The sequence below is a fragment of the Pectobacterium araliae genome (assembly GCF_037076465.1).
GTDB classification, from domain to species: Bacteria; Pseudomonadota; Gammaproteobacteria; order Enterobacterales; family Enterobacteriaceae; genus Pectobacterium; species Pectobacterium araliae.
In genome coordinates, this window is sequence record NZ_AP028908.1 from 3,463,043 (window position 1) to 3,484,936 (window position 21,894).

At 53.3% G+C, this 21,894-nt stretch carries 21 protein-coding genes; 14 read left to right on the top strand and 7 right to left on the bottom strand.

Annotation, left to right across the window (positions count from 1 at the left end; all coding sequences use genetic code 11):
* Positions 1-4 precede the first annotated feature (4 nt).
* The 5 genes from AACH44_RS15725 to AACH44_RS15745 form a co-directional block, all read right to left on the bottom strand.
* Positions 5-748 (bottom strand): amino acid ABC transporter ATP-binding protein, encoded by a 744-nt coding sequence (locus AACH44_RS15725; RefSeq protein ID WP_258882929.1) that lies wholly within the window; start codon positions 746-748, stop codon positions 5-7.
* Positions 729-1,382, bottom strand: coding sequence for an amino acid ABC transporter permease (locus AACH44_RS15730; RefSeq protein WP_011094998.1), 654 nt, complete (start codon positions 1,380-1,382; stop codon positions 729-731). The genes AACH44_RS15725 and AACH44_RS15730 overlap by 20 nt, the downstream gene beginning before the upstream one ends.
* Positions 1,382-2,047, bottom strand: a complete 666-nt coding sequence (locus tag AACH44_RS15735) for an amino acid ABC transporter permease (RefSeq protein WP_261848737.1) — start codon at positions 2,045-2,047, stop codon at positions 1,382-1,384. Before AACH44_RS15735 ends, AACH44_RS15730 begins: the two co-directional genes overlap by 1 nt.
* A gap of 12 nt (positions 2,048-2,059) precedes the next feature.
* On the bottom strand, positions 2,060-2,845 hold the full coding sequence (locus AACH44_RS15740; RefSeq protein WP_131535224.1) for a transporter substrate-binding domain-containing protein: 786 nt from the start codon (positions 2,843-2,845) through the stop codon (positions 2,060-2,062).
* Between the two features lie 593 nt (positions 2,846-3,438).
* Positions 3,439-4,278, bottom strand: a complete 840-nt coding sequence (locus tag AACH44_RS15745; RefSeq protein ID WP_261848736.1) for a MurR/RpiR family transcriptional regulator — start codon at positions 4,276-4,278, stop codon at positions 3,439-3,441.
* A 185-nt stretch (positions 4,279-4,463) separates the two neighbouring features.
* Here AACH44_RS15745 and AACH44_RS15750 point away from each other — a divergent pair, with 185 nt between their 5' ends.
* The 7 genes from AACH44_RS15750 (at position 4,464) to proX (ending at position 12,551) form a co-directional block, all read left to right on the top strand.
* The gene (locus AACH44_RS15750; protein ID WP_261848735.1) at positions 4,464-6,050 is read left to right on the top strand and encodes a gamma-glutamyltransferase family protein; all 1,587 of its coding nucleotides are present in this window, start codon (positions 4,464-4,466) and stop codon (positions 6,048-6,050) included.
* Positions 6,051-6,075: 25 nt separating this feature from the next.
* The gene (hpxX, locus tag AACH44_RS15755; RefSeq protein WP_261848734.1) at positions 6,076-6,267 is read left to right on the top strand and encodes an oxalurate catabolism protein HpxX; all 192 of its coding nucleotides are present in this window, start codon (positions 6,076-6,078) and stop codon (positions 6,265-6,267) included.
* A complete protein-coding gene (locus AACH44_RS15760; RefSeq protein WP_261848733.1) occupies positions 6,264-7,682 on the top strand; it encodes an AtzE family amidohydrolase in 1,419 nt (472 codons plus the stop codon). The genes hpxX and AACH44_RS15760 overlap by 4 nt, the downstream gene beginning before the upstream one ends.
* Positions 7,672-8,058 (top strand): oxalurate catabolism protein HpxZ, encoded by a 387-nt coding sequence (gene hpxZ / locus AACH44_RS15765; RefSeq protein ID WP_261848732.1) that lies wholly within the window; start codon positions 7,672-7,674, stop codon positions 8,056-8,058. Before AACH44_RS15760 ends, hpxZ begins: the two co-directional genes overlap by 11 nt.
* A 901-nt stretch (positions 8,059-8,959) precedes the next feature.
* Positions 8,960-10,162, top strand: a complete 1,203-nt coding sequence (proV, locus tag AACH44_RS15770; protein ID WP_102119444.1) for a glycine betaine/L-proline ABC transporter ATP-binding protein ProV — start codon at positions 8,960-8,962, stop codon at positions 10,160-10,162.
* Positions 10,155-11,438, top strand: coding sequence for a glycine betaine/L-proline ABC transporter permease ProW (proW, locus tag AACH44_RS15775; RefSeq protein WP_261848730.1), 1,284 nt, complete (start codon positions 10,155-10,157; stop codon positions 11,436-11,438). Before proV ends, proW begins: the two co-directional genes overlap by 8 nt.
* 108 nt (positions 11,439-11,546) lie before the next feature.
* Entirely contained in the window at positions 11,547-12,551 is a 1,005-nt protein-coding gene (gene proX, locus AACH44_RS15780; RefSeq protein ID WP_261848824.1) for a glycine betaine/L-proline ABC transporter substrate-binding protein ProX, read from the top strand.
* Positions 12,552-12,656: 105 nt separating this feature from the next.
* Here the strand turns inward: proX and AACH44_RS15785 are convergent, their stop codons facing one another.
* Positions 12,657-13,547, bottom strand: a complete 891-nt coding sequence (locus AACH44_RS15785) for an alpha/beta fold hydrolase (RefSeq protein WP_261848729.1) — start codon at positions 13,545-13,547, stop codon at positions 12,657-12,659.
* A gap of 91 nt (positions 13,548-13,638) precedes the next feature.
* Here AACH44_RS15785 and AACH44_RS15790 point away from each other — a divergent pair, with 91 nt between their 5' ends.
* Positions 13,639-14,220 carry a CGNR zinc finger domain-containing protein gene (locus AACH44_RS15790; RefSeq protein WP_261848728.1) on the top strand — a complete coding sequence of 194 codons (582 nt, stop codon included), beginning with the start codon at positions 13,639-13,641 and terminating at the stop codon, positions 14,218-14,220.
* 134 nt (positions 14,221-14,354) lie between these two features.
* Here the strand turns inward: AACH44_RS15790 and AACH44_RS15795 are convergent, their stop codons facing one another.
* Positions 14,355-15,515, bottom strand: coding sequence for a lactonase family protein (locus AACH44_RS15795; RefSeq protein WP_261848727.1), 1,161 nt, complete (start codon positions 15,513-15,515; stop codon positions 14,355-14,357).
* A gap of 167 nt (positions 15,516-15,682) precedes the next feature.
* On the opposite strand from AACH44_RS15795, the gene AACH44_RS15800 reads away from it, so the two are divergent.
* The 6 genes from AACH44_RS15800 to emrB all read left to right on the top strand — a co-directional run bounded on the left by AACH44_RS15800 (position 15,683) and on the right by emrB (position 21,830).
* Positions 15,683-16,897 (top strand): MFS transporter, encoded by a 1,215-nt coding sequence (locus AACH44_RS15800; RefSeq protein WP_261848726.1) that lies wholly within the window; start codon positions 15,683-15,685, stop codon positions 16,895-16,897.
* A gap of 168 nt (positions 16,898-17,065) precedes the next feature.
* Positions 17,066-17,797: an AzlC family ABC transporter permease gene (locus AACH44_RS15805; RefSeq protein ID WP_261848725.1), complete on the top strand. Its 732-nt coding sequence runs from the start codon at positions 17,066-17,068 to the stop codon at positions 17,795-17,797.
* Entirely contained in the window at positions 17,794-18,123 is a 330-nt protein-coding gene (gene ygaH, locus AACH44_RS15810) for an L-valine transporter subunit YgaH (RefSeq protein ID WP_225085582.1), read from the top strand. Before AACH44_RS15805 ends, ygaH begins: the two co-directional genes overlap by 4 nt.
* Positions 18,124-18,312: 189 nt before the next feature.
* Positions 18,313-18,828 carry a transcriptional repressor MprA gene (gene mprA, locus AACH44_RS15815; protein WP_261848724.1) on the top strand — a complete coding sequence of 172 codons (516 nt, stop codon included), beginning with the start codon at positions 18,313-18,315 and terminating at the stop codon, positions 18,826-18,828.
* Positions 18,829-19,101: 273 nt separating this feature from the next.
* Positions 19,102-20,277: a multidrug efflux MFS transporter periplasmic adaptor subunit EmrA gene (emrA, locus tag AACH44_RS15820; RefSeq protein WP_261848723.1), complete on the top strand. Its 1,176-nt coding sequence runs from the start codon at positions 19,102-19,104 to the stop codon at positions 20,275-20,277.
* 17 nt (positions 20,278-20,294) lie between these two features.
* A complete protein-coding gene (gene emrB, locus AACH44_RS15825) occupies positions 20,295-21,830 on the top strand; it encodes a multidrug efflux MFS transporter permease subunit EmrB (RefSeq protein WP_261848722.1) in 1,536 nt (511 codons plus the stop codon).
* The last annotated feature ends 64 nt before the right edge of the window (positions 21,831-21,894 follow it).

Here is a 21,894-nt window from a genome sequence, read left to right on the forward strand (position 1 = left end):
GTCATTACGCTTCCGATAGTCCCCGAACCGAGGCGATAAACTGTTTCAATTCCGGTGTTTGAGGGTTAGCAAACAGCGTTTTGCTGTCGCCCTGCTCCCAGACGGTGCCCTGATGCATAAACACCACGCGGTCACCCACTTCACGGGCAAAATTCATTTCATGCGTGACCAGAATCAGGGTCATGCCTTCTGCGGCAAGCTGTTCCAGCACCTTCAGCACTTCGCCGACTAATTCAGGATCGAGTGCCGAGGTAATTTCATCGCACAGCAGGACTTTGGGGTTCATCGCCAATGCACGCGCAATCGCGACACGCTGCTGCTGACCGCCCGACAGATTGGCGGGATAATAATGAAGGCGTTCGCCCAGCCCGACCTTGTTGAGCATCTGTTCGCCCAACGCCTGACACTCTGCCGCACTTTTACCCAGCACGCGGCGCGGTGCCAGCATCACGTTTTCCAGCGCCGTCATGTGCGGGAACAGATTGAAGTTCTGGAATACCATGCCGACCGAGCGGCTGATTTCCCGCGCCTGCGAATCCCTGTCGGTGACCGTCATTCCGCCCAGTTTGATGCTGCCATCCTGATAGCCTTCCAGACCGTTCATGCAGCGCAGGAGCGTACTCTTACCCGAACCGCTACGCCCGATGATCGAAATAACCTCGCCCATTTCGATATCCAGATCCACCCCTTTCAGGACATGGTTCTGGCCGTAATATTTTTGAACCTGATTAATGGTGATGAGCGGCATTGAATTTCTTCTCCAGATAGCGGCTGTAGTAAGAGAGCGGATAGCACATCAAGAAGTAGCCCAGCGCCACCAATCCAAACACTTTAAACGGCTGATAGGTCACGTTATTCAACATCGTTCCCGCTTTGGTCAACTCGATAAATCCGATGATCGACGCCAGCGCGGTGCCTTTAATCACCTGTACGGAAAACCCTACCGTGGGGGCGATAGCGATGCGCATCGCCTGTGGCGCAATCACCCGATAGAGCGTCTGACCGAAATCCAGCCCGAGGCAACGTGAGGCTTCCCACTGCCCTTTCGGCAAGGCTTCCACGCTACCGCACCAGATATCCACCAGAAAAGCGCTGGTGAATAGCGTCAGCGCCAGTGCCGCCGCCGTCCACGGGCTGACATCAATACCGAACAGCGCCAGTCCGAAAAACGCGAGAAACAGCTGCATCAGCAACGGTGTGCCTTGAAATAGCTCAGAATACAGATGGACAAAGCGCGTTGCCCATTTGCGTTTAGTCAGCCGCAGCAGCATGAGCGGAAACGTCACCAGCGCACCGCCGATGAAGGCCGTCAGCGACAATAGCAGCGTCCAACGCGCCGCCAGCAACAGGTTGCGCACAATATCCCAGTCGGTAAATGTCATCATTGCTGAATCCCTAAGAAACGCCGCCCCGCCAGCAGTAAGAGCTGCCGCATCAGAACAGACAGCACGAGATAACACAGCGTGGTCGCCAGATACACTTCAAAGCTCAGAAACGTGCGGGACTGAATCAGGTTCGCGGCGAACGTCAGTTCCTCGTAGGACACCTGAGATACCACCGACGATCCCAGCATGACGATGATGCACTGGCTGACCAGCGCCGGATAAATCCGCTGGAGCGCAGGCGGCAGAATCACGCGCAGAAACGTCTGCACACGCATCAGCCCCAGCACACGAGCGGCTTCCCACTGGCCTTTTGGCGTCACCTGAATCCCCGCACGGATAATCTCGGTGCTGTACGCACCAAGATTAATCAACATTGCTAACAGCGCAGCCTGCCCAGCCGTCAGCTTCCAGCCCAAACTCGGCAAGCCGAAGACGATAAAGAACAGCTGAACCACAAACGGCGTATTGCGGATCAGCTCGACGTAGATCCCCCACAGCCGACTCAGCACGGTGGGCTTGCCGCTACGCAAGGCCGCACCGCAGATACCGATGGCGATGCCGCCGAGAGTTGCCATTACTGTCAGCTCAATGGTGACCCACAGCCCCGCCAGCAGCTCAGGCCAGAACGGCAACAGTGCGGAAAAATTAAGCTGATAAGTCATAGCGCGCTCCTATTACGCTTTGATGCTGGCTGGCAGCGGCGCTTTCAGCCATTTTTCCGACAAGCTATTAAGCGTGTCGTCTTTCAGCGCCTGTTCGATCAATGCATCGACTTTCGCTTTCAGCGCTGGCTCATCTTTCTTCAGCCCAATATAGCATGGCGAATCTTTCAGCATAAACTTCGCGACAGGGGCTTTCGTTGGGTTTTGCTCGGCGATAGCGGCAACAACCAAATTGCCCGTGGCGACAAACTCCACCTGCCCTGACAGATACGCCGACAGCGTGGTGTTGTTGTCTTCGTAGCGCTTAATCTGTGCGGCCTTCGGTGCTGTTTCCGTCAGAACCATATCTTCGACCGCACCGCGAGTGACGCCAATGCTCTTGCCTTCCAGCGCCTCTGATGAGGCTAATGCGCTGTCTTTCGGTCCGAAGACACCCAGAAAGAACGGAGCATAAGCGCGGCTAAAATCGATCACTTTTTCACGCTCGGCATTTTTGCCCAAACTGGAGATCACCAGATCGACCTTGTTGGTTTGCAGATACGGCACGCGGTTGGCGCTGGTTACCGGAACCAGTTGCAACTTTAGTTTCATCTCTTTCGCCAGATAGCGGGCGATATCGATGTCATAGCCCTGCGGTTGCAGATCGGTGCCTACCGATCCAAACGGTGGGAAATCCTGCGGCACCGCGACACGCAGCACACCACGCTTCTCGATATCCTGCAACTGATCGGCCATCGCGCTACCGGCCTGAACCAGTAACATGGCCGCGCCCATCACCGCCAGTAACCCTTTTTTGATGCTCAGTTTATTGATCAACATCGTCTCTGCCCCCGGTTAGTGTAATTGAAACGAAAGATTCTTTAAAAACAAACACTGAAACTATCGTTACAAAAAATAAGCAAGGACTGTGCCAGATTACCTTTACGTTTTTTGTGCTGTTGGTTATGAGGAAACAACATGAGAAGTCAGAGAGTTTTTCTAAATCACGGGATAGCGCTATGGATATGTAATATCGGTGAAAAATGTCGTGCGTGGTACTCAGAAGTTAACCTTGTGGTTTTCATGCTTTATTCGCGTCAAGAATTACGCTGAGGTGAGCATGACCGCCGGATGAGCGGCATGGACGCCGCGAAAGTCAGCGCCGCGTCGGGAACGCGTCGCTGACGGTCCGGGTTGCGGGCATGAACGCCGAAGGTACCGCGAAGCGGCGTGATTCCTCGCAAAAAGCCTGGGTTCATAGGGCAAGCGGCGTTTGAGCTGCCCTATGTCGGGCGTGGCGCTGCGTCACAAAAATAATCCAGTGCTATCACGCCCGAAACGAGCTGCCTGGCTATATGGTAATCAGTCAAAAACGCACCACAAAAGTGCATTAGCACCAAACTAACGCACCATTAGCGTTGCTCAAGCTCCTCCAGCTCACTATAAAGATCCGCGATCTGATGGATGCGCTGGCGTCCGTCACGCAGCATTTCATGCAATAACGCATTGCTGATCACGTTCACCAGACTCATGGATGATGAATAGCTGTCAAACGCCGATACACTGTCCAGCGGGACGCACAGCGACCAGGTTGCCAGTGACATCAAGGCACTAACCTGCGGTTCACACAGTAGCAGCACTGGCACACCGCGCTTTTGCAACTGCGCCAGCAGCGGTTGAATCAGCCGTGGACGGCGGCGAAAGGCCACAACAATCACGACATCCTGCGCAGTAAGATCCACCAGCTCTTCGGATAGCGTCTGCCCCGGCTGCGTCAATAGCGTGACCTGTTGGCGAATCTGAAGCAGCTGTTGTCGCAGGTGCAGCGCCACCGGGTAGCTGTTGCGTAGCCCGATCAAACACAGGCGCTGCGCCTGCATCAACGCCTGAATTACGGCACCAAACTGTACGGGATCAATCTGGTTTATCCACTGCGTTAGGTTCGCCATTTCCTGCTTGTAATGCCGCGCCAGCAGCGTATTCCCCTGCACCGCATCACGATTATCCGCCAGCGGCATCCCGCTCTGGCGCAGCGTTCTCAGTTCATCGCGCATATCACGATAGCTGGGATAGCCTAGCCGTTTGAACAAGCGGCTGACGGTCGCTTTAGAAACACCGCTCAGCCGCGCCAGTTCGGCGCTGTTGTAGCTAATTAAATCGTCAAAGTGATCGAAAATAAAATCCGCGACGCGCTGTTCCTGCGGTGAAAGCTCGCCGTAGCGATCCCGTAATCGTTCATCTATTTGCATCATCGTCTCTCACCCGTTGCGCTTGCTGTAACGTTTGTTTCATGTCGCAGAACATAGCACAGGATTGTCAGAATGATACAGACACACATCCCGACTTCCCACCGCACCGAAAAACTGGAACGCTGTTTGCTTATAGCTAGGGTTAATAGAGCAACTCACATTTACCCTACATAAAAAGGAATCCTGAAATGATGCAAAGTAATACCGCCCCGCTGGGCATGGCGGTGGCACCTCATCATTTAGCCAGTGCCAGCGCATTGGCTGTTCTGCGTGAAGGCGGAAACGCGATTGAGGCCATGGTCGCAGCGGCAGCAACCATTGCCGTGGTGTACCCACATATGAACGGGATCGGCGGCGACGGCTTCTGGCTGATTGTGCCCCCACACGGCGAGCCCGTTGCTATTGATGCCAGCGGGGCAGCGGGGTCGCTAGCCTGCCGTGAATGGTATCAAGGTGAAAGTCGCATTCCACACCGTGGCTCCAAAGCAGCGCTGACGGTCGCGGGCACCGTCGGCGGCTGGCAAGAGGCGTTGGCGTACTCTCAGGAACTGGGAGGAGAACCGCTACCACTCGCTCGTTTACTGTCTGACGCGATCCGCTATGCGGCTGACGGCATTCCCGTTACACAATCACAGGAAGATGCACTCACCCTGCACTATCACGAACTGAGCGATTGCCCGGCCTTTAGCCAACTCTTTATGCCGCAGGGGAGTGTCCCGCGTGCGGGCAGTCGTTTCACACAACCCGACTTAGCCGAGACCTTAACGACGCTGAGCATTGAAGGGTTAGACAGCTTTTATCGCGGCTCCGTCGCCGCCCGACTCGCGGCGCAGATGACGCAACTCGGGATGCCACTGACGGCTGACGATCTGGCGAACTACCGCGCCAAGCGAACAACGCCGCTGGTGTTGAAACACAGTAAAGGCGATATTTATAACCTCGCGCCGCCGACGCAGGGTCTGGTGTCGCTCGCCATTCTCGGGCTGACCGATCATTTAGACATGGAAGATCTGAACGATAGCCAGACCATCCATCGTATTGTCGAATCCACCAAGCTGGCATTTGGCCTGCGTGACCGCTTTATTACCGACCCCAAACTGATGACGCAAAATGTTCAGGCGCTGCTGGAAAACGATACACTTGGTGCACTGGCGCGGCAGGTCGATACCCGCAAAGCCGCAGCGTGGGGAGAAGGCAAAGGCCCCGGCGACACCGTCTGGATGGGTGTATGCGACAGCAGTGGCCTGTGCGTCTCTTTCATTCAGAGTATTTATCACGAATTCGGCAGCGGCGTGGTATTGCCGGGAACCGGCGTGCTTTGGCAGAACCGCGGTGCCTCTTTTAGTCTCGATCCGGCGCACCTGCTGGCGCTAGAACCGGGCAAACAGCCGTTTCATACCTTAAACCCTGCCGCTGCACGTTTATCCGACGGACGGACGATGGTCTACGGTTCGATGGGCGGAGACGGACAACCGCAGACGCAGGCGGCTCTCTTTATCCGTCACGTCCAGCAAGGGCTGCCGCTGCAACAGGCGATTACCGCTCCACGCTGGCTGCTCGGTCGCACGTGGGGACAGTCCTCCGACACACTCAAGATCGAAGATCGCTTTAAACCCGCCACCGTGGATGTCCTGCGCCAACTCGGTCACGACGTCGAGCTATTGGGCAGTTTTAGTGAAACGGTCGGTCACGCGGGTGCCATCGTGCGCCACACCAACGGCATGCTGGAAGGCGCTTTCGATCCACGCAGCAACGGCAGCGCGGCTGGCTTCTAGTCCTACTTAACTCGGAGAAAACAACATGGCGATGATCGAACAAGACGCGCTGGCAGACTATCTACAACAGATGGAAACGCTGCTATCCCTGCAACTCAGCCAGGAACGGCGTCAGGAACTGTTAATTCAGTTCAGCCGCATCCACGCGATGGCGCAGCCGTTGATGGCATTCCCTCTCGATGAGCATCAGGACATTGCCGGGGTGTATACGCTATGAGTTTATACGCCAGAAATGCGTCCTCATCGTTATCCATCCGGCAGATTCAGCAAGGTTTGCAGGCTGGCACGTTCTCCGCCAAAGAGCTTGCACAACAGGCTCTGGGGGCGATTGAGCAAACCAACCCCACCATTAATGCCTACACCCATGTCACTGGCGAACGTATGTTGGCAGAAGCAGAGCGTATCGATACATGCCGTCAACGCGGAGAAAGCTTGCCAGCGCTGGCTGGCGTGCCTTATGCCGTCAAGAACCTGTTTGATGTCAGCGGCGAAACCACGCTGGCAGGTGCCGAACTTTTCAGCCAACGCGCCCCCGCAGTACAGGATGCCTTTGCCATCCGTCAGCTTGCCAGTCAGGGCGCGCTGCTGTCCGGTATGTTGAACATGGACGCCTATGCCTACGGCTTTACTACTGAAAATAGCCATTACGGCGCGACGCGTAACCCGCTCGACACGCGGCGAATTGCCGGAGGGTCGTCTGGTGGATCGGCGGCAGCCGTCGCCGCAGGGTTGGTTAACTTTACACTGGGCAGCGACACAAATGGTTCGATCCGCGTGCCATCGTCGCTCTGCGGTATTTTCGGGCTGAAGCCGACATTTGGCCGTTTATCACGCCACGGTAGCCACCCGTTTGTCGCCAGCCTCGACCACGTCGGCCCACTGGCGCGTAGCGCAGACGATCTGGCATTGGTGTTCGACACACTACAAGGCCGCGATGAGAAAGATCGCTTTCAAGCCGAACGGGAAAAGCGTCATACCGCCGAACAGTTGGAAGCAGGCAGCGACGGATTACGCTACGCGGTGTTGGATGGCTATTTTTCTACATGGAGCAGTGAGGAAGCCAACACCGCCGTCAGTCAGGTCGCACAAGCGCTAGGCGCACAGGACAGCCTGACACTAACCGATGCCGCACTGGCGCGCAGCGCTGCCTTTATTTTGTCGGCCAGCGAAGGCGGGAACCAGTATTTGCCTGACTTACGTACTCAACCTGAACGCTTTGAGCCCCTGTCACGCGAGCGGTTGCTGGCTGGCGCGATGATTCCCGCCGCCTGGTATGTGCAGGCTCAGCGCTTCCGCAACTATTTTCGTCAACAGACGCTGGCGCTGTTTGAGCACACTGACCTGCTGATCACTCCCGCGACGCCCTGTTCCGCCACGCTCATCGGGCAGGAAACCATGCGTATAAATGATACCGACCTGCCCGTCCGCGCCAGCATGGGGATGCTGACACAGCCGATCTCTTTCGTCGGCCTGCCCGTCGTGACGGTGCCAGTTGTAACCGCGAGTGGCCTGCCGATAGGTATTCAGGTTATTGCCGCACCGTGGCGTGAGGATCTGTGCCTGCGGACGGCATGGGCGTTGGAGCAGCAGGGACTAACTTATACCGTAGAGGAAAGAAAATATGTTGCCTGACGATATCAATCAGCCGGATGTGCTGGCCGATGTGACCGCCGCGTTCTATCGCTATGAGAAAGCCTTAACGGGTAATGACGTTGCGGTGCTGGATGAACTGTTCTGGCACGATGAAAAAACGGTGCGCTATGGTGCGGGAGAAAATTTGTACGGGATAGAGGAAATCCGCGCCTTTCGCCTCGCTCGTCCTTCTGCCGGTCTGGACAGAACCCAGCGTAATACCGTGATCACCGCTTATGGTCATGATATGGCCGTCGCCAGCACCGAATTCACCCGCGCTGGCAGCACGAAGATCGGCCGCCAAATGCAAACCTGGGTAAAAATGCCCGAAGGCTGGCGCATTGTCGCCGCCCACGTCAGCCTGATGAGTGAATAACAATAAAAGACACAAGCGAAGCCGTATGCGCTTGTGTCAGCTATCGATTTATCCGCAAGGTTAGGGGCATTTGGAAACCAGGTATGTTATGTTTCTCATCAATCCCCTTATTGAGCAATTCGTCCACAGATTGGAGCTTCTGGAAGCCGATGGCATAGACCATTCCACCAACGATAAACTGATGCATAAGCAACTCACCGTTCCCTGTATAGTCGTCGAAATCATGGTATTCCCAAATGACCACTGTTAGCTTTTCCTTAGCAAAAGTCAGGTAAGCAGATAACCAAAATATCTTTCGGCTCACAATGCTCTTATTTCTCTTTCTGAAGTTGCCTCGCAATTATCAAAACAACTCAACGCACCAACTTACAGATGGCATCATCCATGCAAAAATGACGAATATATTATCCGGAACACTCTCATTTATTAACAAGAAATAATACAATCATTTCCCCCATAATATCTTTGCTATACTGTATAAAATACCGACAGATATCATAAGTAAAAAATGTACTTACGTCGGCCTATTTGAGTGTCTGTAAGACAAAAATCGTGATTTATTTACCCTATTATTCGATTAGAGGAATTCACTATAAATAGTGATGTACTCACAATCAAAAAAGGTTATATCAGCCACTAATCCAATACGTAAAAACCAACAGGTAACGCACTGTTATAAAAAGAGTTCCCCTTCAAACCAAAAATCATAAAGATCACATAAATCATGAAGATAACGTAGCGACAATCGCGTTGTCACTCTCGCTAATATTGACCTAATGAGAGACATCGCTGAGGCAATAAAGGGTTGTCTCAGAATCTGAGTATGGTAGGGTAGATTATGTTTATTCATTATCAGGGTTACGTTATAGAATTATAAACGACACAGGAAAACAATAATTTCATGGCAATTAAACTTGAAGTAAAGAATCTTTATAAGATATTTGGCGAGCACCCAGACAGAGCATTTAAACTGATTGATAAAGGCCTGAGCAAAGATCAGGTATTTGAAAAAACAGGGCTTACTGTCGGGGTAAAAGATGCCAGTCTGGCCATTGAAGAAGGCGAGATATTTGTCATCATGGGATTATCCGGTTCCGGCAAATCAACCATGGTACGCCTTCTCAATCGTCTGATAGAACCCACTCGGGGTCAGGTGCTGATCGACGGTGAAGATATCTCTAAAATATCCGATACCGCGCTACGCGATGTGCGCCGCAAGAAGATCAGTATGGTGTTCCAATCCTTTGCACTCATGCCGCATCTGAATATCCTCAACAATACCGCGTTTGGTATGGAACTGGCTGGCGTACCGAAAGCGGAACGTGAGCAAAAAGCGCTGGATGCGTTGCAGCAGGTGGGGCTTGAAGCCTACGCGGCGTCTTACCCGGATGAGCTGTCCGGCGGGATGCGGCAGCGTGTGGGTCTGGCTCGTGCGTTAGCAAACGACCCCGATATTCTGCTGATGGATGAGGCGTTCTCTGCGCTCGACCCGTTGATCCGTACTGAAATGCAGGATGAGTTGATTAAACTCCAGTCCCGTCATCAACGCACTATCGTCTTTATCTCGCACGATCTGGATGAAGCGATGCGCATCGGTGACCGGATTGCCATCATGCACGGCGGCGAAGTGATTCAGGTCGGTACACCCGATGAGATCCTGAATAACCCCGCCAATGACTATGTGCGCACCTTTTTCCGCGGTGTCGATATCAGCCACGTGTTTAGCGCCAAAGATATCGCCCGTCGTCGCCCGGTCACCTTGATTCGTAAAACCCCCGGCGTGGGGCCACGTTCCGCGCTGAAAATCCTTCAGGATGAAGACCGTGATTACGGCTACGTGCTGGAAGGGGGGAAACGTTTCATTGGCATCGTGTCTATTGATTCACTGAAGCAGGCGCTGAAAGAACAGCAGCCGCTGGAACAGGCGTTACTGCCCGAACCTGTTCCCGTGCCCGCAGATATGTCACTCAACGAGCTGATTTCTCAGGTCGCACAGGCTCCCTGTGCCGTCCCTGTCGTCGGCGAGAACAATGAGTACATTGGCATCATTTCCAAAGGAATGCTGCTACAGGCACTGGATAAGGAAGGAGTGACCAATGAGTAAATCAACATCGAATCCGTGGGATGCGAGCACGGCACAAAACCAGCCTGCCGATCAAGGCACAACCCCTGAGCAGGCTAATGGCGCACAGCAAAACGATCCGTGGGCGGCCAGCTCGCAAAATGCCCCAGCCGATTCTGCACCAGCCAGTTCTACACCGGCAAATGATGGTGCTACACCTGACAATGCAGCACAGAGCGATCCTTGGTCCACCGGCGCGCCCGCTCAGGATGCACCGGCTAACGGCAGCGATGCATGGAGCAGTGCTCCGACACCCGATGGTTCTGTTGACGCCGCGCATCAGGCTACGCAATCCGGCAGTGACTGGTTAAACAGCGCTGCCCCGGCAACGCCCGAGCATTTCAACCTGCTCGATCCGTTTAAAGACACGCTGATCCCGCTGGACAGCTGGGTCACCCACGGCATCGACTGGGTTGTACTGCACTTCAGACCGATCTTCCAGGGCGTTCGCGTCCCGGTTGATTTTATTCTGGGCGGCTTTCAACAATTCCTGCTGGGTATGCCAGCGCCTATCGCCATTCTGGTGTTTTCGCTGATTGCCTGGCAGATGTCCAGCCTCGGCATGGGCGTGGCTACCCTGCTGTCTCTGATCGCCATTGGTGCGATTGGCGCCTGGTCACAGGCTATGATCACGTTAGCGCTGGTGCTGACCGCGCTGTTCTTCTGCGTGCTCATCGGGCTCCCCGTCGGGATCTGGCTGGCACGTAGCGAACGAGCCGCAAAGTTCATCCGGCCACTGTTGGATGCCATGCAGACGACACCCGCGTTCGTTTATTTGGTGCCTATCGTCATGCTGTTCGGTATCGGTAATGTGCCGGGTGTCGTGGTGACCATTATCTTTGCCCTGCCGCCGATTATTCGCTTAACGATTCTGGGTATTCGTCAGGTGCCGGCCGATCTGATTGAAGCCGCCGAGTCATTCGGTGCCAGCCCGCGCCAGATGTTGTTTAAGGTTCAGCTCCCGCTGGCCATGCCAACCATCATGGCAGGCGTTAACCAGACGCTGATGCTGGCGCTGTCGATGGTGGTTATCGCCTCGATGATCGCCGTAGGCGGTCTGGGTCAGATGGTACTGCGCGGCATTGGCCGTCTGGATATGGGTCTGGCTGCCGTCGGTGGTGTCGGGATCGTTATTCTGGCCATTATTCTTGACCGCCTTACCCAATCTCTGGGACGCGATCGCCGCAGCAAAGGCAACAAAAGTTGGTACGCCAGCGGTCCGATTGGCCTGCTGACCCGTCCTTTCATCAAGCAATAACGCTCGTCCCGCTTGCCTGGCACACGCCAGACAAGCGGCGACATTCACTATTCGTTTTATCAGCAATATTTACGATCTCAACGCACGATAAAAACAGAGGGAATCATGATGCGTAACACCACACTTTGGGCTGCCGCCCTGACTACCGCCCTGTTGAGTACGCAGGTTTACGCCGCCGACACCGCACAACCCGGTAAAGGCATTTCCGTTATTCCAGTGCAAAGCACCATCTCCGAGGAAACGTTCCAGACGCTGTTGATCAGCCGCGCGTTGGAAAAACTCGGCTATGACGTGCAATCCCCCCGTGAAGTGGACTACAACGTCGCCTACACCTCGATTGCCTCCGGCGATGCGACGTTTATCGCGGTAAACTGGGATCCGCTGCACGCCGATCAATATAAAGCCGCAGGCGGGGACGCAAAATTCTACCGTCAGGGTGAATATGTCTCCGGTGCCGCTCAGGGTTACCTGATCGATAAAAAAACTGCTGAGAAATACAACATTACCAATATTGCACAGCTAAAAGATCCGAAAATCGCCAAGCTGTTTGATACCAATGGCGATGGCAAAGCCGATTTGACGGGCTGTACGCCGGGCTGGGGATGTGAAGCCGCCATCAACCACCACCTTCCTGCCTATGGCTTAACCAACACGGTAGAGCATAATCAGGGGAACTATGCGGCGATGATCGCCGATACCATCACCCGCTATAAAGAAGGCAAGCCGGTTCTGTACTACACCTGGACGCCTTATTGGGTGAGTGATGTACTGGTTCCGGGGCGTGACGTGGTGTGGTTGCAGGTGCCTTTCTCTTCTCAACCGGGAGAAATGAAAGACGTCAGCACCAAGCTGCCAAACGGTGCCGACTATGGCTTCCCTGTTAACACCATGAAGATTGCTGCGAATAAAGCCTGGGCCGAGAAAAACCCCGCTGCGGCAAAGCTGTTCGCCATCATGAAGCTGCCGATTGCCGATGTGAATGCGCAAAACCTGCGTATGCATGAAGGCGAGGGGTCACAGAAAGATATCGAACGTCATGTTGATGGCTGGATCAAAGCCCACCAGCAACTGTTTGACGGCTGGGTGAAAACTGCTGCCGATGCCGCGAAATAATCCACTGTAAGCAAGCGCCCCTTTCCAACGAAAGGGGCGTTCGTTTTCTCATTTCTCGCTACAACAGTTCACAACCCTAACGCCTCACCAAGCCCAATCAGAAAATCATTTTATATTTTCGTCCAAGAATGCGTGGATGACGGGGATAATTTCACTTCCATGCGTTTCTAAAGCAAAGTGTCCGGTATCGTAGAAACGGATATCGGCATGGGGAATATCTCTCTTCCACGCTTCAGCCCCGGCTGGCAAAAAGTAAGGATCATGGCGACCCCAGACAGCAAGCAGTGGTGGTTGCTTCTCACGGAAGTAAGTCTGGAATTCAGGATAACGCTGAACATTGGAGGCGTAATCCAGCACCAGATCCAATTGAATATCAGCATTACCTGGGCGGGACACATGCAGCCCTTCAAGGGTATATCCATCAGGGGAGACAAGGCTGGCATCACTCACGCCTTCCAAGTACTGCCATTTAACGGAAGCCGCTGTCGGAAAATCATGAAGAGCAGCACGATTCTCTGCCGTCGGTGATTGCCAATATCGTCTTATTCCATCCCATCCTTGCGCCAAACCTTCTTCATAAGCATTACCGTTCTGCGAAATAATTGCCGTGATGCGATCAGGATGAGCCGTAGCGAGTCGCCATCCAACCGGTGCGCCATAGTCATGAACCATGATCGCATAACGCTCAAGCTTCAGGTGTTCAGTGAACCGTTCGATCGTCTTCGCCAGATTGTCAAACGTATAGTCATACTCATCGCTTCCCGGCGATTCAGTGAAGCCGAAGGACGGCAGATCGGGAGCAATCACGTGATAATTCTCAGCAAGCGCGGGGATCAGTTCTCGAAACATGTACGAGGATGCAGCGAATCCATGCAGTAACAAAATGCTGGGTGATGATGGTTTTCCTGCTTCGCGATAGAAAATGTTTACGTTACCCACCTGCTCATAGCGGTAATGGATTTGGGTCTCGGATGTCGTTGTTATATCAATATTCACAATCTTTTTTCCTTTGTAACCTTTAAAGTGTTCATTTGAAGGTTACTTAAATCTAGTGTAACCTGTCAATATCATTTTAAGGGTTACAACAATGAACACATCACCGACAACTCAGCCTCACTTTCTCGCGAACAATCTAGCTTTGGATTTCATCAACAGTGCATTTGGAACAGGAAACGAATACCACGACTGTTTGACCGATGACGAAAGTGTCATCACTTGGCTTAAAGCGGCTAATCAACTACCTGAAAATTTTACAGACACGCCGACAGGCCTGATTAATGAAGCTCTGGCATTGCGTCAGGCAATGGTTCAGACAATAGATGCCATCCGATCGGGTAAGGAATATAACCCTGAACGAATAAACCAAATCCTTGATAGTGGGCGGCCAATAAGAATGCTGGAGTGGAATAGTCAGCAGGCTGGTTTTAGCGTAGCTGAATGCAGGAGGGATAATAGCAGTGCCAGCTTACTTGAACCGGTAGCAATGGCTCTCACAGCACTGGTCTCCGGGCCTGAGATAAAATATCTTCGCCAGTGTGAGGCGCACGACTGTACTCTGTTCTTTCTGGATACCACTAAATCACATCGTCGGCGATGGTGCAGCATGGCACTCTGTGGCAACAGGATGAAAGTCGCAGCATTCCGCTCGCGTAAGCAGGAAGCAGACTGACAGCGGGAACAATGAACGTTAATGTTGACCATGAGAAAACGTCAAAAGTACGCCGTTATACATCAGTTAAAAGCATCCCCTTATTGTACTACGCCCCTTTTTCAGAAAGGGGCGTTCTTTATTGCTAACGGATATTAAGGCAGTTTGACGATTTCGACCCAGTTAGCACCTTTTCCAGTCGGGTAGCGCCCTACTCGCACTAAATCCCCGTTATCCTGATTGATGCGATATACCGACAGCGACGTCGATTTTTCACCACTGGCGATCAGGAATTTCCCGCTTGGATCGATCTGAATACCACGCGGCTGTGTTTCCGTCGGGTAGCGCGTAATGTATTTCAACTGACCCGTTTTCGGCTCAACCCGCAGCAGCGTAATCGTGCTTTTGGTGCGTTCCGATACGTACAGGAATTTCCCATTTGGCGTCAAACGCAAATCAGCGCTCCATATCTGCGGCCGACTGTCGGCGTTCTTTTTATCCGGCGCAATCGTTCCCGCTCTCATCCCTGCATCTGCCGGAATGGTGTCCGTGTAATCCAGTAAAGTCAGTTGCCCCGTCTTTTCATTGACTGACAGACGTGCGACTTTACCGGACAGCTCATTACTCATATAGAGCGTTTTATTATCTGGAGACAACACCAGATGACGCGGCCCATTCCCTTCAGGTAGCTTAATTTCCGCCGGTTCATTCGGCGTCAACGTTCCCGTTTTCGCATCAAAACGGAACTGCACAATCTGATCGCTCCCCAGATTGCTGGCAAAGACAAACTTATTTTTGCGATCGGCAATAATACTGTGTGCTTTCTCCCCTGTCGGCACTACCGTGACGGCGCTCGCATTCACCTTGCCGTCTGTATCGATACCATTAACGGCAATTTTATTACCGCCATACGAGGCGCTGAACAGCCACTTTCCGGTGAGATCCGTCGAGAGGTAAGCCATGCTGTCTGGTAATTCCGCTTTACCTAACGGGCTCAATGCACCGCTCTTGGCGTCGATTTTATAGCTGACCGCGGAGTAAGGGATACCGCGTGTAGCCGCATAGAGGTGCGATTTATCCGGGCTAATGGCCATCGGCATCACTTTTGCACCAGCAGCCACTTTCCCGATAGCCGTTAATTCACCGCTTTGCGCATTGAGTGTGTAGGCATCGATCGCACCGTCAGTGGCAGCAGAAACGTAGACGGCTGTGACCGCCTGCGCGCCCATCGACCACAGCACCGTTGCTGGCAGAAATGCACATCCCATTAGCACCGCAATGCTTTTTTTCTTAAACACTTGATAATCCTTAAACATAATGTCCCCTGTTGATCGTGTGATGACGCTGGCAATAAGCTAAATCAATCCCAGCAAAAACGAAATATCTCCGTCATTATCCAGAAGTGTAAAGATATTCTGGCATCTTATTAGGCTCTGCCGGATACTATCGATTCTGCCTTTAACATCATATTAACGCTCACACTATGTCTCTTCAGCAACAATCTGTATCACCCCAACCAGGGCTTAGCCTGTCTTTGACCCTGATTATGTCTGTCGCGACCGGCCTTGCCGTCGCCAGTAACTATTATGCCCAGCCGCTGCTGGAGACCATTGCCAGAGTCTTTGCGCTTTCCGTTAATCAGGCAGGGTTCATTGTCACCGCCGCACAGCTGGGTTATGCCGTCGGCCTGCTATTTTTGGTTCCACTGGGAGACATGTTTGAACGCAGGACGCTGATTGTCGGCATGACGTTACTCGCCGCAGGGGGGATGCTGATCACTGCGTCTGCGCCTACGCTCTGGATAATGATTGCCGGTACGGCATTAACCGGGCTGTTCTCCGTTGTCGCACAGCTCTTGGTGCCTCTCGCCGCGACGCTGGCGACCCCGGAAACACGCGGTAAAGTTGTCGGCACGATTATGAGTGGCCTGCTGCTGGGGATTCTGCTGGCGCGTACCGTCGCAGGGGCGCTCGCCTCACTCGGTGACTGGCGTACCGTTTACTGGGTTGCCAGCACGCTGATGGTCATCATGGCGTTGATTCTGTGGAGAGCATTGCCGCGCATTTCTCAGCAAAACACGTTGAACTACCCGCAGTTGCTGAGCTCAATATTCCGACTGTTCTTTACTACTCCGTTGCTGCGCACGCGTGCCATCCTCGGTTGTTTGTCCTTTGCCAATTTCAGTATTTTGTGGACGTCGATGGCCTTCCTACTGGCTTCACCACCATACGGCTACTCCGAAGGCGTTATCGGTCTGTTCGGCCTGGTCGGTGCCGCTGGGGCATTGGCGGCATCGCGCGCCGGGCGTTTAGTCGATCAAGGCAAGGCCAAGCCGACCACCAGCGTCGGGATTATCCTGCTTTTGCTGTCGTGGGGCTTTATTGCTCTCGGTATTCATTCCGTGGCGGCTCTGCTCATTGGCATCATCGTGCTGGATCTGGCGGTTCAGGGCGTACACGTCACCAACCAGAGCGTGATCTACCGTATGATGCCCGAAGCACGTAACAGACTGACAGCAGGCTATATGACCAGCTATTTCATCGGCGGCGCGCTGGGATCGCTCCTCTCCGCCTCGGCTTACCAGCAGTGGGGTTGGCTGGGCGTATGCGTCGCAGGCGGTACTATCAGCCTGTTGAATATGTTGGTATGGTGGTTAAGCCATCACCATGAAACGCAGGAAGCGATGGCAGCGCTGTAGCCTTCTCATTTGTGACTCTCCCGGTTGATACCGTTTTCTCCGGGAAAGTGACGTCCGATACCCTTTCACTAAAAACCATCACGCCCGTTCAGCAATAGCGTGAAATTCCGATAACGCTTTGCTAGTGTTATCGGTGAATCCCCTTTAAGTACAAAAAACATCAAGCCAGTGAATACATTAACCACCGCAACACCGAAAAAATCGGCGTCTTTTAGCGAAGGCGTATTTGATAGTGTGCCAATTGTTATCGGCTACATGCCGGTAGCATTCGCGTTTGGCATGAATGCCGTCAAATTAGGGTTTACGCCTCTGGAAGGCATTTTCCTTTCGTGCATCATTTACGCGGGTGCCAGCCAGTTCGTCATCACCGCGTTGCTCAGCGCGGGTATGTCCATCTGGGTAGCTGCGTTGACCGTCATGGCGATGGATGTTCGCCATGTGCTATATGGGCCTGCACTGCGGCATCGCATTACACAACGACTGCCGACTAGGAAAACGGCACTGTGGGCGTTCGGCTTGACGGACGAAGTGTTTGCGGCAGCCGCCACCCGATTGGCAAAAGATAACCGACGCTGGTCAGAAGAGTGGATGATGGGCGTATCGCTTTTAGCCTGGCTCTCCTGGGTGCTCGGCACGGTGATTGGTGCCATGTTCGGTAACGGCCCACTGGATGACTACCCTGCCATCGAAGCAGCGCTGTCCTTCATGCTGCCCGCGCTTTTCCTGAGTTTTTTGCTCGCTTCCTTCAAACGGAAACAGAGTCTGGTTGTGGCCTGCGCACTCGGCGGCGCGCTGCTTGGACTGCTGCTCTCCTCCATTCCGGCCGCAATACTGCTCGGTATCCTCAGCGGCTGTCTGGCATCGTTGGTTAACACCTCCACACCGCAGGTGAACACATGAGTACAGAAGTCATTCTTATCGGACTGATTGTGGGGCTAGTGAACTATCTCTTTCGTTATTTACCTCTGAGACTCAGCGCATCACGCGCTTCCGGTTCGCTGCAACGCGGCAAAAAAGCCCTGTTGCTTGATAGCATCGGCATTGCTTCCATCTGTGCACTACTGATCGTTTCCAGCGTGCCAGATATTCTCGCGCATCACGAAAAGTTGCTGCCAACGCTGGTAGGTTTTATGACGCTGACAGCCTGTTTTTATAAAACCCGTAGTATCGTTTTATCGACGCTCCTGGGGGCGCTCTGCTACGGCATTGCTTTTAAACTGCTCTGAATACGCAGCGTGAATTATCAAATAAGATTTTGATTTTAATAAAGTAAGTGGTAAATAATCCTTACCTCCGGTTATTCCCCACTTACTTTCTGTCACATAAATAAGCACAATTTCCCCCCCGAATGCCGTTTACCCATTTAGTAACATTAGTTACTATACATACCGTGATTAATGAGGTTTATATAAAAAATGGACAGTTCATTCACTCCTATAGAACAAATGCTCGATCTGCGTGCTTCACGCAAACCCGGTTTCCCACGTCAGGAAGTTTTGTTACTGCGTCTATTCATGCATGTTCAAGGCAAAATCCTGGAACACAGAAACAAAATGCTGAAAGATCAGGGTATTAATGAAACCCTTTTTATGGCATTGCTGACGCTGGAATCGCAAGAGTCTTACAGTATTCAGCCGTCCGCGCTCAGTGCCGCGCTGGGATCGTCACGCACCAATGCGACACGTATCGCCGACGATCTGGAAAAAAGAGGCTGGATAGAGCGACGCGAAAGCAATAGTGACAGGCGCTGCCTGCACCTCCATCTAACAGAAGAAGGCAAAGCCTTTCTTGGCCAACTGATTCCGCCACAACATGACAGTCTCCATGTACTTTTTTCAACACTTGAATCCGGCGAGCAAAAACAGCTTGAAACACTGATGAGAAAGCTTCTGGTTCGGCTGGATGAAATGGACGAGCTCGGCAACGCATAAACGCATAGTAGAAAAACAACAACAAAAATCATAACCAGCACTTTTTTCTTTCACCCGGAACGACCCGATGCTTAGGTATCGGGCAGGTGAATTTTGCTGCGAAAATACCCATGTTCTTTCCGCAGCAGCAGCGTGCAATTTAGCACAACGGTAATCTCCCGCTCCAGTGGAGCCTCCCTCGGGCTGCGCAGCAATATGAATTCTCGACTATCGCCAGACGAGGCTGTCTGGCGCAATGGCCGATACAAAGAAAATAAGAAGAGAGAGAACAGCATGAGTGAAAGTGTGGAAAATCAGGTGTCGCAGACGCCTCAAAGAAACAAGAAACAGCAGCGGAAGCGTGTGTTATCGCTGCTGACATTTATTTTCGTCGTGCTGGGCTGCGCCTGGCTAGTTTACTGGTTCCTGGTGCTCAGACATCACCAAAGCACTGACGATGCCTACGTCGCAGGCAACCAGATTCAGATCATGGCGCAGGTTACGGGTAGCGTCACTCATGTGAACGTCGACAATACTGATTTTGTTAAGCAGGGGCAGGTATTAGTGGAGCTAGACCCCACCGATGCCCAGCAGGCATTCGAGCGCGCAAAAACCGCACTGGCCAACGGCGTGCGCCAAACGCATCAGTTGATCATCAACAGCAAGCAATATCAGGCCAACATCGAACTACGTCAGACTGAATTGAATAAAGCGCAAAGCGACTTGAACCGCCGTGAAGCACTGGGCAGCGCGAATGCTATCGGGCGTGAAGAAGTACAGCATGCACGTGATGCCGTCGCGACCGCCAAGGCCGCGCTGGAAGTCGCCAGACAACAATATCAGGCGAATCAGGCGATGATTCTGGATACGCCGCTTGAGAAGCAGCCAGCCATACAGCAAGCCTCTGTAGAAATGCGTGATGCCTGGCTAGCGCTACAGCGCACCAAAATCGTCAGCCCGATTGATGGCTACATTTCACGTCGTAGCGTACAGATTGGTGCCCGTATTTCCTCGACCTCAGCACTGATGGCCGTGGTTCCCGCCAATCACCTGTGGGTCGATGCGAACTTCAAAGAGACACAGTTAGCCAACATGCGCATTGGCCAACCCGCTACCGTGATCGCGGATATCTACGGTGACGATGTTGTGTATCAGGGAAAAGTGGTCGGCCTCGATATGGGAACCGGTAGCGCGTTTTCTCTACTTCCTGCCCAGAATGCGACTGGCAACTGGATTAAGGTCGTTCAGCGCTTACCTGTCCGTATTGAGATCGATCCGAAGCAGGTCGCCGAGCATCCGTTGCGTATCGGCCTGTCTGCTTTGGTGAATGTCGATACCGCCAATACCGAAGGCAGCGCGTTAGCAGAAACCTCGCGCACCACACCAGCCTACCAAAGTGATGCGCTGACGCTGGATCTCACTCCCGTTAACCAAGACATTAGCGCCATTATTCAGGCGAATGCCGGTTAATCGACCAGGAGAGAAACGTGCAGAGAAAGCCGCTTAAAGGCGCGAGTCTGGCCTGGATGACCGTTGCGCTGTCGCTGGCAACGTTCATGCAGGTGCTGGATTCCACCATCGCCAACGTCGCGATTCCGACCATCGCCGGTAATCTGGGTGCGTCCAACTCACAGGGAACGTGGGTTATCACCTCGTTCGGGGTCGCTAACGCCATCTCTATTCCTATCACTGGCTGGCTAGCCAAGCGGTTCGGTGAAGTCCGCCTTTTTCTGTGGTCAACCGCGCTCTTCGCCCTGACCTCCTGGCTGTGTGGTATGTCCACCAGCCTGGAAATGCTGATTTTCGCCCGTGTATTGCAGGGGATCGTCGCCGGGCCGCTGATCCCGCTGTCACAGAGTTTGTTGTTAAGCAATTATCCCCCCGCTAAACGCAGCATCGCTCTGGCACTGTGGTCAATGACCGTCGTCGTCGCCCCGATCTGTGGCCCGATTCTGGGCGGCTGGATTAGCGATAACTATCACTGGGGCTGGATATTCTTCATCAACGTCCCACTCGGTGCCGCGGTGGTGTTTATTGCGCTGCAAACGCTGCGCGGGCGGGAAACTAAAACCGAGATCAAGCCTATCGATACTATCGGGCTAGCGTTGTTAGTCGTCGGTATCGGCAGCCTGCAAATGATGCTCGACCGGGGCAAAGAGCTGGACTGGTTTAACTCGACGGAAATCATCACCCTCACCGTGGTGGCAGTGATTGCCATCGCATTCCTGATTGTTTGGGAGCTAACGGACGATCATCCGGTCGTGGATTTGTCGCTGTTTAAGTCGCGTAACTTCACCATTGGCTGCCTGTGTATCAGCCTTGCCTATATGTTTTACTTCGGGGCGATCGTACTCTTGCCGCAGCTATTGCAGGAAGTGTATGGCTATACCGCCACCTGGGCTGGGCTGGCATCCGCTCCGGTTGGGTTGATGCCAGTAATGCTGTCGCCGATTATCGGTCGGTTCGCACCGCGTCTGGATATGCGCAAGCTGGTGACGTTCAGCTTTATTATGTATGCCGTCTGCTTTTACTGGCGTGCATATACCTTCGAGCCGGGCATGGATTTCGGCGCATCGGCCTGGCCGCAGTTCGTGCAAGGGTTTGCCGTTGCCTGCTTCTTCATGCCGCTGACCACCATCACGCTGTCGGGTCTTCCGCCTGAACGTTTGGCGGCCGCATCGAGTCTGTCGAACTTTACCCGAACGCTGGCGGGATCGATCGGGACGTCGATTACCACCACGCTCTGGACACAGCGGGAATCGCTGCACCATGCGCACCTGACGGAATCTATCACGCCATATAATCCAATCGCACAGGAAACGTACCAACAGCTTCAAGCCATGGGAATGAGCCAAACGCAGGCCTCAGCTTACATCGCAGAACAGATAACGGCACAGGGGCTGATTATTTCCGCCAACGAGATCTTCTGGGCCGCTGCGGGCGTATTTTTGGTGCTGTTGGTACTGGTCTGGTTCGCGAAACCGCCCTTTACCACCGGTGGTGGAGGCGGTGGCGCGCATTAATCAATCAGAAACATCCTTTCCCTTTCGGCCAGCCATTGGCCGAAAGAAGCTCCTTTTGTCACAT

Coding starts and splice junctions, on each gene's coding strand:
- AACH44_RS15725 (WP_258882929.1), bottom strand. CDS start 748: ATGCCGCTCATCACCATTAATCAGGTTCAAAAATATTACGGCCAGAAC.
- AACH44_RS15730 (WP_011094998.1), bottom strand. CDS start 1,382: ATGACATTTACCGACTGGGATATTGTGCGCAACCTGTTGCTGGCGGCG.
- AACH44_RS15735 (WP_261848737.1), bottom strand. CDS start 2,047: ATGACTTATCAGCTTAATTTTTCCGCACTGTTGCCGTTCTGGCCTGAG.
- AACH44_RS15745 (WP_261848736.1), bottom strand. CDS start 4,278: ATGATGCAAATAGATGAACGATTACGGGATCGCTACGGCGAGCTTTCA.
- AACH44_RS15750 (WP_261848735.1), top strand. CDS start 4,464: ATGATGCAAAGTAATACCGCCCCGCTGGGCATGGCGGTGGCACCTCAT.
- hpxX (WP_261848734.1), top strand. CDS start 6,076: ATGGCGATGATCGAACAAGACGCGCTGGCAGACTATCTACAACAGATG.
- AACH44_RS15760 (WP_261848733.1), top strand. CDS start 6,264: ATGAGTTTATACGCCAGAAATGCGTCCTCATCGTTATCCATCCGGCAG.
- hpxZ (WP_261848732.1), top strand. CDS start 7,672: ATGTTGCCTGACGATATCAATCAGCCGGATGTGCTGGCCGATGTGACC.
- proV (WP_102119444.1), top strand. CDS start 8,960: ATGGCAATTAAACTTGAAGTAAAGAATCTTTATAAGATATTTGGCGAG.
- proW (WP_261848730.1), top strand. CDS start 10,155: ATGAGTAAATCAACATCGAATCCGTGGGATGCGAGCACGGCACAAAAC.
- proX (WP_261848824.1), top strand. CDS start 11,547: ATGCGTAACACCACACTTTGGGCTGCCGCCCTGACTACCGCCCTGTTG.
- AACH44_RS15790 (WP_261848728.1), top strand. CDS start 13,639: ATGAACACATCACCGACAACTCAGCCTCACTTTCTCGCGAACAATCTA.
- AACH44_RS15795 (WP_261848727.1), bottom strand. CDS start 15,515: ATGTTTAAGGATTATCAAGTGTTTAAGAAAAAAAGCATTGCGGTGCTA.
- AACH44_RS15800 (WP_261848726.1), top strand. CDS start 15,683: ATGTCTCTTCAGCAACAATCTGTATCACCCCAACCAGGGCTTAGCCTG.
- ygaH (WP_225085582.1), top strand. CDS start 17,794: ATGAGTACAGAAGTCATTCTTATCGGACTGATTGTGGGGCTAGTGAAC.
- mprA (WP_261848724.1), top strand. CDS start 18,313: ATGGACAGTTCATTCACTCCTATAGAACAAATGCTCGATCTGCGTGCT.
- emrA (WP_261848723.1), top strand. CDS start 19,102: ATGAGTGAAAGTGTGGAAAATCAGGTGTCGCAGACGCCTCAAAGAAAC.